We start from the raw sequence: 14,443 nt of genomic DNA, 5'->3' as shown, positions 1-14,443 counted from the left end.
CGGCTGACGTGTCCGGAGACGACGACAGGGGCGGAATCGCTTCCGCCCCTGTCGTCACTGCTGGTGCTGTCCTACTCGGCAGCGGCCTCGTCGGCAGCGGCCTTCTTGGCCGGTGCCTTCTTGGCGGGCGCCTTCTTCGCAGGTGCCTTCTTGGCGGCGGCCTTCTTCGGCTCTGCCTCGGCCGGAGCCTCGTCGGCGGCGTCCTCGGCCGGAGCCTCGGTCGTCTCGTCGGCTGCAGTCTCGGTGGCGGCGTCCTCGTCCTCGACCACGGCGACGAAGTCGCTCAGGTCGACAGGCTTGCCGTTGGAGTCGACGACCTCGGCCTTGCCGAGCGCGATGGCGATGGCCTTGTTGCGGGCGACCTCGCCGACCATGGCGGGGATCTGACCCTGCTGGCCGAGTGCCTCGATGAACTCACCGGGCTCCATGCCGTACTGCGACGCGCTCTGGATGAGGTACTCGGTGAGCTCGTTCTGGTTCACCTGGACGTTGAGCGACTCCGCGAGGGCGTCGAGGAGGAGCTGCGTGCGCAGTGCCTTCTCGCTGGACTCGGTGACCTCGGCGCGGTGCTCGTCGTCCTCGAGGCGGTTCTCGCCCTCGAGGTGACGGTGCACCTCGTCCTCGATGACGCTCTCGGGCACGGGGATCTGCGCGGCCTCGAGCATGGCGTCGACGAGCGCGGTGCGTGCGTCGCGGCCCTGGGTGATGACCTGCTGGCGCTCGACGACCTCGCGCAGCTGCGCCTTGAACTCGTCGATGGTGTCGAACTCGCTCGCGATCTGAGCGAAGTCGTCGTCGGCCTCGGGAAGCTCGCGCTCCTTGACGGCGGTCAGCGTGACGGTGACCTCGGCGTCCTCGCCCTCGTGCTCGCCACCGAGCAGCGGCGAGGTGAAGGTGGTGGTCTCACCGGCGGTGAGGGAGTCGAGTGCCTCGTCGATGCCGGTGAGCAGCTCGCCCGAACCGATCTCGTAGGAGACGCCGCTCGCGCGGTCGACCTCGGCGTCGTTGATCTTGGCGACCAGGTCGAGCTGGGCGAAGTCGCCCGTCTTGGCCGGGCGGTCGACGGTCACGAGCGTGCCGAAGCGTGCGCGGATGCGGTCGAGCTCGTCCTGGACGTCGGCTTCGCCGGCTTCCTGGGCGTCGACGGTGAGCTTGAGGCCCTCGTAGGCGGGAAGCGTGATCTCGGGACGGACGTCGACCTCGATGTTCACGAGCAGGTCGCCGGAGAAGTCCTTCTCGTTCGGCCACTCGACGATGTCGGCCTGCGGGCGGCCGAGCGGACGGAGTTCGTTCTCCTCGAGTGCCTTGCGGAAGAAGCCGTCGAGGCCCTCGTTGACGGCGTGCTCGATCACGGCGCCCTTGCCGACGCGCTGGTCGATGATCGCCGGTGGCACCTTGCCCTTACGGAAGCCTGGGACGTTGATGTCCTCGGCGATGTGTCCGTAGGCGTGGGTGATGCTCGGCTTGAGCTCCTCGGGCGTCACCGCGATGGCGAGCTTGACGCGAGTGGGGCTCAGCTTCTCGACCGTGGTCTTCACGTGATTACTTCTCCTGTGTCGGGGATTCTGCCTCAGTTGAGGACGCAAAACGGAGTCGGGGCGACAGGATTCGAACCTGCGACCTCCCGGTCCCAAACCGGGCGCTCTACCAAGCTGAGCTACGCCCCGGATCGGCGACAATCCGGCCAGCCGGCCCGACCGACGAGCGGTGGGCGAAATGGCCTCGGTCAGTCTAGCCCAGAATCTGTGCGGCCCCTGTGCGGTTTCCGGGGCGGAACCGGCCTCGGGACACGGAGCTGCACGGATGGGCGCTCGGGATGCAGTAGCATTGCCGGGTGAGTTCGTCGCACTGCGACGCCTCGGGGATGTAGCTCAATGGTAGAGCCTCAGTCTTCCAAACTGATTACGCGGGTTCGATTCCCGTCATCCCCTCTCCATTCGTCAGAACCAGGCAGCGCCGCGAAGGCAGGCGCGACGGTTCGGCTACCGCGCAGGGACTTCTTGGCGCCGCGCCCTTCGACAGGCTCAGGGACCGGAAGAGGATCGCCGGAGCGCGAGGCCCGCCGCTGAGCGCTTCGACAGATCCGGGCGGGGGCGGAGCACAGGATGCGCGACGCCCTAGGCTGAGCGCATGCGACTCGACGCGATCTGGCCCCACATCTGGACGGTGGCCGGTGCGCTCGTCTTCTTCGTCGGGGTGTACGCACTCGCGACCGGGCGACTCGGCGTCGGACTCATCTGCATGATCGGCTGCGTCGTCTGCCTGTCCGGCTCGCTCGCCGCGCAGCGTCGCCTCAGGAAGCGCGACGCACGCCGCCGCTAGTCTTCGTCGACGGCTGCGGCGTGGACCGCTCTGAGGGCGACGTAGTGTGCGGCGTTCTGCCGGATCGCCTCCCGCTCGTCGGCCGTCAGCTCCCGCCGCACCTTGGCCGGGACCCCCGCGACGAGCGAACCGGGCGGCACGATCATGCCCTCGAGGACCACCGCTCCCCCGGCGACGAGCGACCCGGCACCGATCACGGCTCCACTCAGGACCACGGAACCCATCCCGATGAGGCAGTCGTCCTCGACCGTGCAGCCGTGGACGACCGCGTTGTGCCCGACGGAGACGTTGCGTCCGATGACCGTCGGGTGGCCGCTGTCCGTGTGCACGGCGACCCCGTCCTGGATGTTGGACCCTGCGCCGAGCGTGATCGAGTCGGAGTCCGCGCGGAGGACGGCGTTGTACCAGACGCTCGAATCCGCGGCGAGCGTGACGGCGCCCACCAGCACGGAGCCCGGCGCCGTGTAGGCACTCGGGTCGATCTGGGGCGAGCGTCCGTCTGAGAGTTTCCTGACCGTACCGTGCAGCGTCATACCGGCCACGCTATCGCAGGCGGCCCCGGCCGTCGGGAACCCGCGTCGTTCCGGGGTGAATCGCCGGTACGGTCAGGCTTTCCTTGCTGAGTGCACCCTTCGTAAGCCGAGCCTCGACTTCCTTGCGGAATGTCTGCGGCTGAGTACCGTTGCATTCAAGCAGACCGACGAATCCGCCCGACCAGGGCCTCACTCGTCAACGAAGGGGAAACACCATGACCGACATCACCACCTCCATTCCGCAGGCCGTCGCCAACCCGGACGTCGCAGCAGGCACCGCGCAGTTCCTCAGCCCCGTCGTCGTCGACCTCACCGCCATCGTCGTCAACGGCAAGCAGGCCCACTGGCACGTGCGTGGCGCGAACTTCATCGGCGTCCACGAGCTGCTCGACGACATCGTCGACCACGCGCAGGAGTGGGCCGACCTCGCCGCAGAGCGCATCGTCGCCCTCGGACTCCCGGTCGACGCACGCCTCAGCACCGTCGCCGCGAAGACCAGCACGCCCGAGCTGAGCGAGGGCTTCCAGCAGTCCGACCGCACCATCGCCGAGGTCATCGCCCTCATCGACGCGGCCTCCGCCTCGGTCAACACCGCGGTCGACGAGCTCGACGAGCTCGACCAGACCAGCCAGGACATCGCGATCGAGATCGCCCGCGGCCTCGACAAGGACCGCTGGTTCCTCTTCGCCCACCTCAGCCGGTAGCACCCCGGCGGGGCGACCCGCCAGCATCACCCACGAAGGGGCAGTCATCCGTGACTGCCCCTTCGTCGCGCGTGTCACCCGTCAACCGTTGCGCTGGAGCAGGGCGAGGACCGCGAGGACGCGTCGGTGGTCGCTCCCGGAGTCCTCGAGACCGAGCTTCTGGAAGATGGCCGAGATGTGCTTCTCGACCGCACCGACACCGACCCGCAGGCGTTCGGCGATCGCCGTGTTCGTGCGCCCCTCCGCCATGGCGGAGAGCACCTCCGTCTCACGTGGGGTCAGGCCGGCCAACGGGTCGCGCTGTGCTGCGAACAGGGTGCGGACCACGTCGGGGTCGAGGACGGTCCCTCCCTCGACCAACCGGTGGATGGCGTCCTGCACCTCCTCCAATGAGGCGACCCGGTCCTTGAGCAGATAGCCGATCCCACGCCCGCCGTCCGCGAGCAGCTCCCGGGCGTAGACGGTCTCGACGTACTGGCTGAGCAGCAGGACGGGGAGGTCGGGATGCTCGGCACGCAGCGCTATCGCTGCGCGGACCCCTTCGTCCCGGAACGTGGGCGGCATGCGGACGTCCATGACGATGAGGTCCGGTCGGTCCGCCGCGAGCCCGCGCTGGAGCGCCTCCGCATCGGCGTACGCGGCGACCGTGATGAAGCCGGCCTCGTCGAACAGCCGCATCAAGCCCTCGCGGAGGAGTGTCGAATCCTCGGCGATCACGATGCGGAGCGGTCCTCCACCGGCACGGTCAGGGCTGATCACGCGTTCAGCCTACGGGGAGCGAGATCGAGACGGCGCTGCCACGTGCGACGCCGTCCCACACCGGGGCCGGCTCGATCACCAGTCTCCCGCCGAGGCCCTGCGCCCGTTCGGTCAGGCCTTCGAGACCGTGGCCCGGTTCCAGGTGCGCGCCGCCCCGACCGTCATCCGTCACGCGGAGGGTGAGCCGCGAACCCAGCTGCTGGTCCACTGTCACGTGGGCCTCGACGCCGGCGCGCCGCGCATCCGCATGCTTCGACACGTTGGTCAGGAGTTCGGCGACGATGAAGTAGATCCCACGTTCCGTCTCACGAGGCAGCGTCACCGATGAGACGACCGCCAGCTCCGTCCTCGTCGGCACCGGACACCGCGCGGCGAGGTCGTCGAGTGCGGCGACGAGGCCGCGGTCCTGCAGCAGTGGCGGCATCAGGCCCTTCGAGAGCGCGCGGAGTTCGTCGAGCGTCTCGGCGGCCTGGGCGCGCGCCTCACCCAGGAGCGAGCGTGCGGAGGCGGGGTCCGTGTCGAGGCGTCGTTCGGCGGCCGCGAGATCCATCTGCAGCCGGACGAGTCGCTGCTGCGGACCATCGTGGATGTCCCGTTCGAGCCGCCGCACCGCGCCCGCCTCAGCCGAGACGGCGGCACCGCGTGCACGCCGCTCCGCCAGGAGCTCGGCTCGCAGCTCCTCCTGTGGCCGCGCACCGAACAGCCCGGAGGCGATGGCGTGGTGCAGCAGCACCAGCACCCGGAGGACCAGCGGGAGCGTCACGAGGAACACGACACCGAGCGCGAGGTTCCAGAGCTTGTCGGCGAGCAACGCGTCCGACGGGTCCAGCGTGGGAGCCAGCAGCTCCGCGAAGCCCGAGGACGAACCAGCCGAGAGCCGGTCCGCCCAGATCCAGTACGTCGTGCCGGCGACGGCACCCACGGTCCAGGTGATGGTCAGCCCCCAGGTGACGCCCCCGACGATCGGGTTCACGATGACCGTGTGCAGGGCCGCGAGCCACCAACGCGGTCCGGCGAGTGGAGCGAGCACGGCACCCAGTGTCGTCTCGGTCCCGATGGACGACCGCCAGGCTCCTCCTCGGATCGGCGGGAGCCCCGTCGTGCGGAGACGCGCGACCTCGAGCTCCACGAACGCCCGCGACACCCAGAGGCCGCCGACGATGATCAGGAGACCGACCCCCAGGATCGCGAGCCCGAAGCCGAGGGAGAGGATCACCACGGCCACGATGCTTCCGGCGATGACGATCGGCAGGTTGGGCAGCAGGAACAGGAGCGATCCGGGGACGTCCCGCCAGAGCCGACCGTATCGCCATGCGCCTCGGGTGGAGGGATCGGGCTTCGCCGACGCGTCGAGCTGTCGGCCGATGGCGGTGGTCATGAAGGAGGTCCTTTCGACGGAGCGGTCCCGGCTCTCGCACCGGGCTCACCTCAGTCTGTTCGGCTCCGCCGACGAACGGCATCCGGTGGACGCCCCGTTCCGATCGGGGGTTATCCCCCGGCCGGGTGGACGGATGGAGCCGCCGTCAGGCGCCCACCCAGCATCGTCGCACGGACCGGCATGGTGCGCAGGGCCTCCGGTGCGCAGGAGAACGGGTCGAACGGCACGACGACGAGGTCGGCGGGGCGGCCGACGGCCACCACGTCATCGTCTCCTCTGGTCGACGCCGCCAGTGCCTCCTCGACCGTGATGGCCTGCTCCCCGTGCCAGGCCTCGCGTCCATCGCGGCTGCGCGTCACGGCGGCGGCGATGGAGACCCACGGGTCGAGCGGAGCGACCGGGGCGTCGGAACCGAGTCGGAGCGTGGCGCCGGCGTCGAGGAGGCTGCGGAGCACGAAGGCACGGTCGGTGCGCCCGGCCCAGTGGACCTCGGCGATGTCCCGATCGTCCATCGCGTGTTCCGGCTGGACACTCGCAGCCGTTCCGGTGCGGGCGAACCGCTCCAGGTCCGACGCCCGGAGCAGCTGCGCGTGCTCGATCGTGCCCCTCGCGCCCGTCGTCTCGATGGCGTCGAGGGCGAGGGTGTTGGCGCGGTCGCCGATGGCGTGCACCGCGCAGTGGAGGCCGTTGGCGGTCGCCAGGGTGAGCAATGCGGTGAGTCGCTCCGGCGGGACGTTGAGCATCCCGTGCGCGTCGGTTCCGGGAGCCGAACCCGGATAGGGCGCTTCGCAGCAGGCCGTCCGGGTGTTGAGGGATCCGTCGGTGATGACCTTGAACGGGCCGACCTGCACCAGGCCGTCCGTTCCGGCGAGCACTCCCCCGGTCACGAGCCCGGCGTCGATCGCGCGCTCGAGGTGCTCGGCGTACACACCGAAGGAGATGCGGAGCGCGCGAGTCCCGTTCCCGACCCGACGGATCCAGTCCGCGGCGTTCCAGCGCATCTCCAGGTCGACGACACCGACGACGCCGCGGGATGCCGCCTGATCGGCGGCGGCGTCGACCCAGCGGTCGGAGAGCTCGTCGGCGACCTGGTCGAGCTGTTTGAGGACGGCGAACGACTCCTCCTCCCGCAACAGGCCGGTGGGATGGTCGGCGAAGCCCGTGGCCCGGAGCGCTGCGCTGTTCAGCCAGCAGCAGTGGAGGTCGGCGCTGACCAGCACGACCTCGCGGTCCGGTGCGATCGCGTCGAGCAGCGCGAACGTCGGCGTGTCCGGCCAGAGGGCGTCGCGGAACCTCGCGCCCTCGACCCAGCCGTCACCGTCGGCCTCCTGGGCGATCCGCTCAGCGACCAACTCGACCGCCTCGGCGGCGGATGCGGCCGAGGACAGGTCGACGCGCCTCGCCGTGCGCGCCCACTGGGTGAAGTGCACGTGGTGGTCCCAGAGCCCGGGCAGGAGGAAGCCACCACCGCCGTCCAACACCCCGGGGTCAGAGCGAAGCAGGACCTCGGGGTCGGCGGGTCGGATCGCCACGATCGAGCCGTCCTCCAGCAGGACGTCGACCCGTTCGGCGTCGGACGAGCCTCCGCGGCGCGGTCCGGACAGGTGGACGTCGGCGATCGTCGTGACGAGGTCGCCGTCGGGTCCAGGGCGGTGCTCGGTCATCACATCGGTCCTCGTCGGTTGGGCAGGCGGGTTCGGTTCAGCGCTGACAGTTCGGGCACCAGTACAGTTTGCGGGCGCCCATCTCCTCGAGGAGGATGTTCGTCCCGCAGACCCGGCACGGCAGTCCCTCCCGCTTGTAGACCCAGTGGCGATCGGCGCGGTTGGCCATCGCGAGGCGGTAGTCGGCCGCCGACAGGTCGTCCATCGTCATCATCTGTCCGGTCTCGACCCCGATCGCGAGCAACCGCGTCCAGTCGAGCCAGATCTCGCGAAGCGTCTCGACGGGGACCGTCTTCCCGGTGCGGTGCGGATCGAGACGGGCGCGGAACAGCAGTTCGGCGCGGTAGACGTTGCCGATCCCGCTGATGATCTGCTGATCCATGAGGAGCAGACCGATCGGGGAACCCTTGCGGTGCGCACGCGACACGAACCGCTCCCCCGCCTCCGCACTCGGGTCGAGCAGTGGATCCGGTCCGAGCCGATCGATGACGGCCTGCACCCCGGCGGCGTCGATCACCTCGCAGGCGGTCGGCCCGCGGAGGTCCGCCACGGTCGTCTCGGTCAACAGCCGCACGCGCACCTGACCCACCGGTTCGGGTGGGAACCGCTCGTCGATCTCGGCGAGTGGACTCGACTGCTCGGACATCCGGACCCTGGCCCGGCGCGGTGCACCGATGCTGTGCAGGGAGTTCTCGCCGTCCGCATCGTGGATCGGCGCATCGTCGTCGTCGAGCACCGTGCCGCGCTGGTTCGTCTGCCCCATGCGGCCGTTCGAGGCGGCGATGGTCGGGTCCGACCGGATCTCACCGGCGAAGTCCCACGCGCCGTACAGACCGAGGTGCACCCGCAACCACAGTCCGTCGTCGAACTCGAGGAACATCTGCTTGCCCACGGCCTTGGCGTCGGTGACCGTCCGGCCGTCCAGCACGGCGGCGCCCTCGGCGAAGCGCCCCTGGGGAGACGACACGGCGACCCGGTGTCCGACGAAGTTCTGAGCGAACTGTCGGGCGATGCGATGGACGGAGTGCCCCTCGGGCATGGTGACTCCTCACTCGGTGGGGGCGCGATCCGGCGCGCCGCGCGGTGGCGGTGGAGGACGCGTCAGGCGTCGACGTGCTTGCCGGCGATGGTGCCGGTCGCCTCGAATTCGGCGAGCTGGGCGATCCGACGGGCGTGACGTTCCTCGAGGCTGAACGGCTCGGCGATGAACGCGTCGATGAAGGACACCGCCTCGTCGGTGCTGTGCTGACGCGCACCGATCGAGATGACGTTGGCGTCGTTGTGCTGCCGAGCCAGCTGCGCCGTGCTGAGGTTCCAGACGAGCGCCGCGCGGACACCGACGACCTTGTTCGCGGCGATCTGCTCGCCGTTGCCCGAGCCGCCGAACACCACGCCGAGGGCGTCCACACCGGCCTGCTGGTCGCGCACGACGGCCTTCGCCGCGTTGATGCAGAACGCCGGGTAGTCGTCCAACGCGTCGTACTCGGCCGGGCCGTGGTCGACGACGTCGTGACCGGCTGCGCGCAGGTGGTCCTGCAGGAACTGACTGAGCTCGAGACCGGCGTGATCGGTGGCGATGTGGATGCGCATGTGGAAAGTCTAGGGTTCCGGGCGCCGGCGTCGCGTCAGTCGAAGATCGGGTCCGCCGTACGGCTGCGCTTCAGCTCGAAGAAGCCCGGGTAGGCGGCAGCGGCGACGACACCGTCCCACAGTGCGAGCGCCTGCTCGCCCTTCGGCGCCGGCGAGATGACGGGTCCGAAGAACGCCACGTCGTCGATCGCGATGACGGGGGTGCCGACGTCCTGGCCGACCCGTCCGATGCCGTCGAAGTGGCTCTCGCGCATGGGCCCGTCGTAGGCGTCCGTCGTCGACGCTTCGGCGAGCGCCGCCGGGAGCCCGGTCTCGGCGAGGGCTTCGGCGATCACGGCGTCGACGTCCTCCGCGCGTCCGCCGGGGTGGATCCGCGTCCCGAGCGCGTCGTAGAGCGGCTTGACGACCGCGTGTCCGTGTTCGGCTGCCGCGGCGGCGACGAGCCGCGTGTATCGGAGCGCCCGGGGGAAGAAGGCCCGGTAGTCGTCGCTGACGTCCTGGTCCTCGTTGAGGACGGCGAGGCTCATGATGTGCCAGTGGACGTCGAGGTTCCGGGCTTCGGTGACCTCGTCGACCCAACGCGAGGTCATCCAGGCCCACGGGCAGGAGGGGTCGAACCAGAAGTCGACGCGGGTGTTGTCTGCAGCGGAAGTCGTCATGCCGTCACCCTACGCGCCGATCCCCGTCGACTCCCCCGAAACCGATGGACGGCGGGTCTAGGCTGGTTGATCGTGCCGCGGTCGTCACGAGCGACCACGTGCAGTTCACACGTCACGTGTCCATCAACACCAGGGAGCAGTTGTGCCAGGAGAGAACCTCACCCGAGTCGAAGCCCAGGAGCGCAGGGCGCTCGTCGACACGTCGAGCTACGAGGTCGTGCTCGACCTCACGACCGGTCCCGAGGTGTTCCGCAGCACCACGACGGTGCGCTTCACCGGTGAACCGGGTGCCTCGACCTTCATCGACGCCATGACGCGCACCGTCCACTCCGTCACGCTGAACGGCGTCGAGCTCGACCCGTCGACCGTCTCCGACGGCGTGCGCATCCAGCTCGACGGCCTCGCTGCGGAGAACGTGCTCGTCGTCGACGCGGACGCCGAGTACACGAACACCGGTGAGGGCCTCCACCGCTTCGTCGACCCCGTCGACGGCGAGGTGTACCTGTACAGCCAGTTCGAGGTGCCGGACTCCCGTCGGGTGTTCGCGGTCTTCGAGCAGCCCGATCTGAAGGCGACGTTCACCTTCACGATCACGGCGCCCGCGGCCTGGCAGGTCGTCAGCAACTCCCCGACGCCTGAGCCGGTACCGGCGCACGACGGCGCGGCGACCTGGAGCTTCGCACCCACGCAGCGCATCTCCTCCTACATCACCGCGATCGTGGCCGGCCCGTACGACGTGGTGCGCAGCGAGCTCACCTCGAGCGACGGCCGGACCATCCCGCTGGGCGTCTTCGCTCGCAAGAGCCTGGCGGAGTACCTCGACGCCGACTACATCTTCGAGAAGACGCGTCAGGGCTTCGCGTACTACGAGGAGAAGTTCGCGTACCCGTACCCGTTCGAGAAGTACGACCAGCTCTTCGTCCCCGAGTTCAACGCGGGCGCGATGGAGAACGCCGGCGCGGTGACCTTCACCGAGACCTACGTGTTCCGCTCGAAGGTGACCGACGCGATCAAGGAGCGCCGGGTCGTCACGATCCTGCACGAGCTCGCCCACATGTGGTTCGGCGACCTCGTCACCATGAAGTGGTGGAACGACCTGTGGTTGAACGAGTCGTTCGCCGAATGGGCTTCGACGATCGCCACCGCTGAGGCCACCGAGTGGACCGAGGCGTGGACGACGTTCAACGCGATGGAGAAGACCTGGGCCTACCGCCAGGACCAGCTGCCGTCGACGCACCCCATCGTCGCGACCATCAACGACCTCGAGGACGTCCAGGTCAACTTCGACGGCATCACCTACGCCAAGGGCGGCTCCGTCCTGAAGCAGCTCGCCGCCTGGGTGGGCATCGAGGCGTTCTTCGCCGGCGTCGGCAACTACTTCCGCAAGCACGAGTTCGGCAACACCGTGCTCGACGACCTGCTCGTCGAGCTCGAGGCGACGAGCGGCCGCGACCTCCGCGAGTGGTCCAAGCTGTGGCTCGAGACCGCCGGGGTCGGGACGTTGAGCCCGGAGTTCACGGTCGACGCCGACGGCGCGTTCACCGCGTTCGCCGTCCGTCAGACGGTCCCCGCGGACTACGACACGCTGCGTCCGCACCGCCTCGCCATCGGCCTGTACCGGCTGCAGGACGGCAAGCTCGTCCGCACCCAACGCGTCGAACTCGACGTCGACGGGGCGCTCACCGAGGTGCCGGAGCTCGTCGGTGAGACGCAGCCCGACCTGGTGCTGCTGAACGACGACGACCTCGCCTACGCGAAGATCCGCCTCGACGAGCGGTCGCTCGCGACGGCGATCGGCCACCTCGCCTCGATCGAGGACCCGCTCGCACGCTCGCTGGTCTGGGGCGCTGCCTGGGACGCGACCCGCGACGCCGAGTCGAGCGCCTCCGACTACGTGGAGCTCGTCCTCGGGAACATCGCCACGGAGACCGAGTCGACGACCCTGCGCACCACGCTCGGCCAGCTCGGTCTGGCCGCGCGCAACTACGTCGCTCCGGAACGCCGCCTGGCGACCATCTCCCGGGTCGGCGACGCGCTCTGGACGCTCGCCCAGGAGGCGGAGGCCGGCTCCGATGCGCAGTTCCAGTTCGTGAAGTTCTTCGCCGCCCTCGCCTCGACCCCCGAGCACGGCGAGCACCTGCGTGCACTGCGCGACGGCTCCGCGGCACTCCCGGGCCTGGAGATCGACACCGACCTCCGCTGGGAGCTCCTCGAGGGCCTGGTCCTCCTCGGTCTCGCGGACGGTTCGGACATCGATGCGGCGCTCGCCGAGGACAACACGGCGAACGGTGCGCAGGCGGCCGCTCGTGCACGGGCGACGATCCCCACCGTCGAGGGCAAGCGCGCAGCGTTCGACTCGGTCGTCGAGCACGACGACCAGCCGAATGCGATCGTCCGGAACGTCGGTCTCGGGTTCGGGCACGTCATCGACCCGGCCGTCCTGCAGCCGCTCGTCGAGCCGTACTTCGCCGCGCTCACCTCGGTCTGGGAGTCGCGCAGCTACAAGATCGCCGAGTACATCGTCGAGGGGCTCTACCCGGCGGCGCTCGCCTCCACCGAGCTCCGCGACCGCACCCGCGCGTGGTTGGAAGCCAACGCCGATGTCCCGGCACTCCGACGCATGCTCGTCGAAGCCCTCGCCGGGGTCGAGCGGGCACTCGCGGCACAGGCACGGGACGCCGCGTGATCCACTCGGCCGGATAGCACTCCGGTACCAGGATCCTCTGGCGAGAACCCCTCCACGGCACGACCCGCTGTGGAGGGGTTCTCCGTATCCTGGAGGGATGCGCCGACCAGTGAACGACGACCGACCCTCAGGGTCGTCCTCGTCGTGACCGCTCGGAAGCCGTCCTCCGACCGGGACCGGGCCGCGACGGAGGCCGCACTGATGCTCCCGCGCCCACCCGGGGTCGTCCGACGCTGGTGGTCGAGGCATCCGTGGACCGCCGACTCGCTCATCGCCGCCGGGTACCTCCTCGTCGCGCTCTCGGTCAGCACCGTCGAGTGGTTCGACGTCGACCTGGCGGCCCAGCCCGGCCGCATCGCGCTCGCCGTCGCGATCGTGGGCATCACGACACTCGCCGTCCTGCTCAGGCGACGGCGCCCGCTCGCGATGACCGTGCTCGTCATCGCCGTCGGGCTCGTCTCGGTCGCACAGACGGTGGGCGTCGACGCGTTCGCGGTGCCGATCCTGCTCTACTCGGTGGCCGTGTACCGGACCGTCGCACTCGGCTGGCAGGCCTTCGCCGCCGCCGCGGTCGTCGCCGTCCTCGCCCCGTTCCTGCCCTGGGCCGCACCACATGAGCCGGGAGAGCCGCAGCAGACCATCATCTCGGTCGTCCTCTTCGCGCTCTTCGGGCTGCTGATCGGGATCAACGTCGGCAATCGCAAGCGGTACGTCGAAGCCCTCGTCGATCGGGCGGCGCAGCTGGCCCGCGAGCGCGACCAGCAGGCCCAGCTCGCCGCCGTCGCCGAGCGGACCCGCATCGCCCGCGAGATGCACGACATCGTCTCCCACAGTCTCACCGTCATCGTCGCGCTCAGCGAGGGGGCCCTGGCGACGAAGGACCCGGCGGCGTCCCGGTCCGCCATGACCGCCGTCACCGACGCCGCCCGCGGCTCCCTCGTCGACATGCGACGCATGCTGGGCGTCCTCCGCGAGACCGGCAGCGCACCCCTCGCTCCGCAACCCGACGCCGCGTCGATCCCCGCGCTCGTCGAGACCTTCCGCGGGCTCGGCCTGCCGGTCGCACTCACCGTCTCGGGGCCGTCGACGGACGACCCGTCGATCCTGCTCGCCGTGCACCGGATCACGCAGGAGGCACTCACGAACGCGCTGCGGTACTCGGAGCGGCCGAAGCGCGTCGACGTCGTCATCACCACCGACGACGAGCACCTCGAGCTCATCGTCGAGAACGACGGGTCCATTCCGGACGCGCCGTCGCTCGGCGCCGGCCAGGGGTTGCTGGGCCTCCGCGAACGCGTCGCGTTCCAAGGGGGTCGGGTCACCGCCGGAGCCGTCGGCGATCGGCTGTGGCGCGTCCATGCCGTCCTCCCCCTGGAACCACGCCCGACGAGAACGTCCCCGCCGACCACCGAACCACGAGGAACCACACCATGACCGACCCCGTCCGCATCCTGCTCGTCGACGACCAACAGCTCATCCGGCTCGGATTCGGTCTCGTGCTCGGCGCGGAGGACGATCTGGACGTGGTCGGTGAGGCTTCGAACGGCGCCGAGGCGATCCACCTCGCCGCCACCCTGCGGCCGGACGTGATCCTCATGGACGTCCGGATGCCGGGACTCGACGGGATCGAGGCGACCAGGAGGATCGTCGCCGCGAACCCCGACAGCCGCATCATCATCCTGACGACCTTCGACCTCGACGAGTACGCCTTCGGAGCGCTGCGGGCCGGCGCGAGCGGCTTCCTCCTGAAGGACGCCCTGCCGAACGAGCTGACGTCCGCGATCCGCGCGGTCCACGCCGGCGACGCCGCCGTCTCGACCCGCATCACGAAGCGGATGCTCGAACTCTTCGCGACGGCCCTCCCCGGCACCCCCGCGGCCGCCGAGGACGGCTCGGCAGCAGAACTCGCCGAGCTGACACCGCGGGAGCACGACATCCTCGTCGCCATGGCGGAGGGGCTGAGCAACGCGGAGATCGCCGCCCACTTCGTCCTCTCCGAGTCGACGGTGAAGACGCACGTCGGTCGCGTGCTCATGAAGCTGCAGCTGCGCGACCGCGTGCAGGCGGTCATCTTCGCCTACAAGCACGGACTCGTGCGTCCATGACCGTTCACGCAGGCACCGTCCGGCTCGCACTCGGGCGGCTCAC

The 14,443-nt window shown here is 69.8% G+C and carries 13 protein-coding genes and 2 tRNA genes; 6 read left to right on the top strand and 9 right to left on the bottom strand.

Annotated features, from left to right (window positions below):
* Positions 1–71: 71 nt before the first annotated feature.
* Entirely contained in the window at positions 72–1,538 is a 1,467-nt protein-coding gene (gene tig / locus AC5JOC_RS18535; protein ID WP_161578527.1) for a trigger factor, read from the bottom strand.
* 55 nt (positions 1,539–1,593) lie between these two features.
* Positions 1,594–1,667: transfer RNA gene (locus AC5JOC_RS18530), tRNA-Pro, on the bottom strand.
* Between the two features lie 193 nt (positions 1,668–1,860).
* On the opposite strand from AC5JOC_RS18530, the gene AC5JOC_RS18525 reads away from it, so the two are divergent.
* Both AC5JOC_RS18525 and AC5JOC_RS18520 read left to right on the top strand, forming a co-directional pair.
* A tRNA-Gly gene (locus AC5JOC_RS18525) sits at positions 1,861–1,931 on the top strand.
* Positions 1,932–2,130: 199 nt separating this feature from the next.
* A complete protein-coding gene (locus AC5JOC_RS18520; RefSeq protein ID WP_079705708.1) occupies positions 2,131–2,322 on the top strand; it encodes a hypothetical protein in 192 nt (63 codons plus the stop codon).
* On the opposite strand, the gene AC5JOC_RS18515 is transcribed toward AC5JOC_RS18520, so the two are convergent.
* Positions 2,319–2,855, bottom strand: coding sequence for a gamma carbonic anhydrase family protein (locus AC5JOC_RS18515; RefSeq protein WP_494246974.1), 537 nt, complete (start codon positions 2,853–2,855; stop codon positions 2,319–2,321). The two genes, AC5JOC_RS18520 and AC5JOC_RS18515, sit on opposite strands and share 4 nt — an antisense overlap.
* Positions 2,856–3,070: 215 nt before the next feature.
* Between AC5JOC_RS18515 and AC5JOC_RS18510 the strand changes: the two genes are divergently transcribed.
* Entirely contained in the window at positions 3,071–3,559 is a 489-nt protein-coding gene (locus AC5JOC_RS18510; protein WP_064295149.1) for a Dps family protein, read from the top strand.
* 81 nt (positions 3,560–3,640) lie between these two features.
* Here AC5JOC_RS18510 and AC5JOC_RS18505 read toward each other — a convergent pair whose 3' ends face one another.
* The 6 genes from AC5JOC_RS18505 to AC5JOC_RS18480 form a co-directional block, all read right to left on the bottom strand.
* The gene (locus tag AC5JOC_RS18505; protein WP_494246973.1) at positions 3,641–4,318 is read right to left on the bottom strand and encodes a response regulator transcription factor; all 678 of its coding nucleotides are present in this window, start codon (positions 4,316–4,318) and stop codon (positions 3,641–3,643) included.
* Positions 4,319–4,322: 4 nt separating this feature from the next.
* Complete coding sequence (locus tag AC5JOC_RS18500) at positions 4,323–5,696, bottom strand: sensor histidine kinase (RefSeq protein WP_494246972.1); 1,374 nt, start codon at positions 5,694–5,696, stop codon at positions 4,323–4,325.
* A 110-nt stretch (positions 5,697–5,806) separates the two neighbouring features.
* Positions 5,807–7,360: an amidohydrolase gene (locus AC5JOC_RS18495; protein WP_494246970.1), complete on the bottom strand. Its 1,554-nt coding sequence runs from the start codon at positions 7,358–7,360 to the stop codon at positions 5,807–5,809.
* Positions 7,361–7,397: 37 nt separating this feature from the next.
* Complete coding sequence (locus AC5JOC_RS18490) at positions 7,398–8,399, bottom strand: Fpg/Nei family DNA glycosylase (RefSeq protein ID WP_079002304.1); 1,002 nt, start codon at positions 8,397–8,399, stop codon at positions 7,398–7,400.
* A 62-nt stretch (positions 8,400–8,461) separates the two neighbouring features.
* Positions 8,462–8,950 (bottom strand): ribose-5-phosphate isomerase, encoded by a 489-nt coding sequence (locus tag AC5JOC_RS18485; protein ID WP_085510673.1) that lies wholly within the window; start codon positions 8,948–8,950, stop codon positions 8,462–8,464.
* Positions 8,951–8,985: 35 nt separating this feature from the next.
* Positions 8,986–9,609, bottom strand: a complete 624-nt coding sequence (locus tag AC5JOC_RS18480; RefSeq protein WP_064295146.1) for a mycothiol-dependent nitroreductase Rv2466c family protein — start codon at positions 9,607–9,609, stop codon at positions 8,986–8,988.
* 142 nt (positions 9,610–9,751) lie between these two features.
* Here AC5JOC_RS18480 and pepN point away from each other — a divergent pair, with 142 nt between their 5' ends.
* The 3 genes from pepN (at position 9,752) to AC5JOC_RS18465 (ending at position 14,400) form a co-directional block, all read left to right on the top strand.
* The gene (pepN, locus tag AC5JOC_RS18475) at positions 9,752–12,295 is read left to right on the top strand and encodes an aminopeptidase N (RefSeq protein ID WP_494246969.1); all 2,544 of its coding nucleotides are present in this window, start codon (positions 9,752–9,754) and stop codon (positions 12,293–12,295) included.
* Positions 12,296–12,439: 144 nt separating this feature from the next.
* A complete protein-coding gene (locus AC5JOC_RS18470; protein WP_274499786.1) occupies positions 12,440–13,729 on the top strand; it encodes a sensor histidine kinase in 1,290 nt (429 codons plus the stop codon).
* Entirely contained in the window at positions 13,726–14,400 is a 675-nt protein-coding gene (locus tag AC5JOC_RS18465; RefSeq protein ID WP_079002301.1) for a response regulator, read from the top strand. Before AC5JOC_RS18470 ends, AC5JOC_RS18465 begins: the two co-directional genes overlap by 4 nt.
* The last annotated feature ends 43 nt before the right edge of the window (positions 14,401–14,443 follow it).

The sequence above is a fragment of the Plantibacter sp. genome (assembly GCF_059073635.1).
The sequence above is the reverse complement of the archived record's forward strand: the minus strand, read 5'-3'. Positions and strand labels throughout refer to the sequence as shown.

Bases quoted from the DNA above. Each gene is read 5' to 3' on its own strand.
- AC5JOC_RS18510 (WP_064295149.1), top strand. From the start codon at position 3,071: ATGACCGACATCACCACCTCCATTCCGCAGGCCGTCGCCAACCCGGAC.
- AC5JOC_RS18480 (WP_064295146.1), bottom strand. From the start codon at position 9,609: ATGACGACTTCCGCTGCAGACAACACCCGCGTCGACTTCTGGTTCGAC.
- AC5JOC_RS18515 (WP_494246974.1), bottom strand. From the start codon at position 2,855: ATGACGCTGCACGGTACGGTCAGGAAACTCTCAGACGGACGCTCGCCC.
- AC5JOC_RS18490 (WP_079002304.1), bottom strand. From the start codon at position 8,399: ATGCCCGAGGGGCACTCCGTCCATCGCATCGCCCGACAGTTCGCTCAG.
- AC5JOC_RS18485 (WP_085510673.1), bottom strand. From the start codon at position 8,950: ATGCGCATCCACATCGCCACCGATCACGCCGGTCTCGAGCTCAGTCAG.
- AC5JOC_RS18465 (WP_079002301.1), top strand. From the start codon at position 13,726: ATGACCGACCCCGTCCGCATCCTGCTCGTCGACGACCAACAGCTCATC.
- AC5JOC_RS18495 (WP_494246970.1), bottom strand. From the start codon at position 7,360: ATGACCGAGCACCGCCCTGGACCCGACGGCGACCTCGTCACGACGATC.
- AC5JOC_RS18500 (WP_494246972.1), bottom strand. From the start codon at position 5,696: ATGACCACCGCCATCGGCCGACAGCTCGACGCGTCGGCGAAGCCCGAT.
- AC5JOC_RS18520 (WP_079705708.1), top strand. From the start codon at position 2,131: ATGCGACTCGACGCGATCTGGCCCCACATCTGGACGGTGGCCGGTGCG.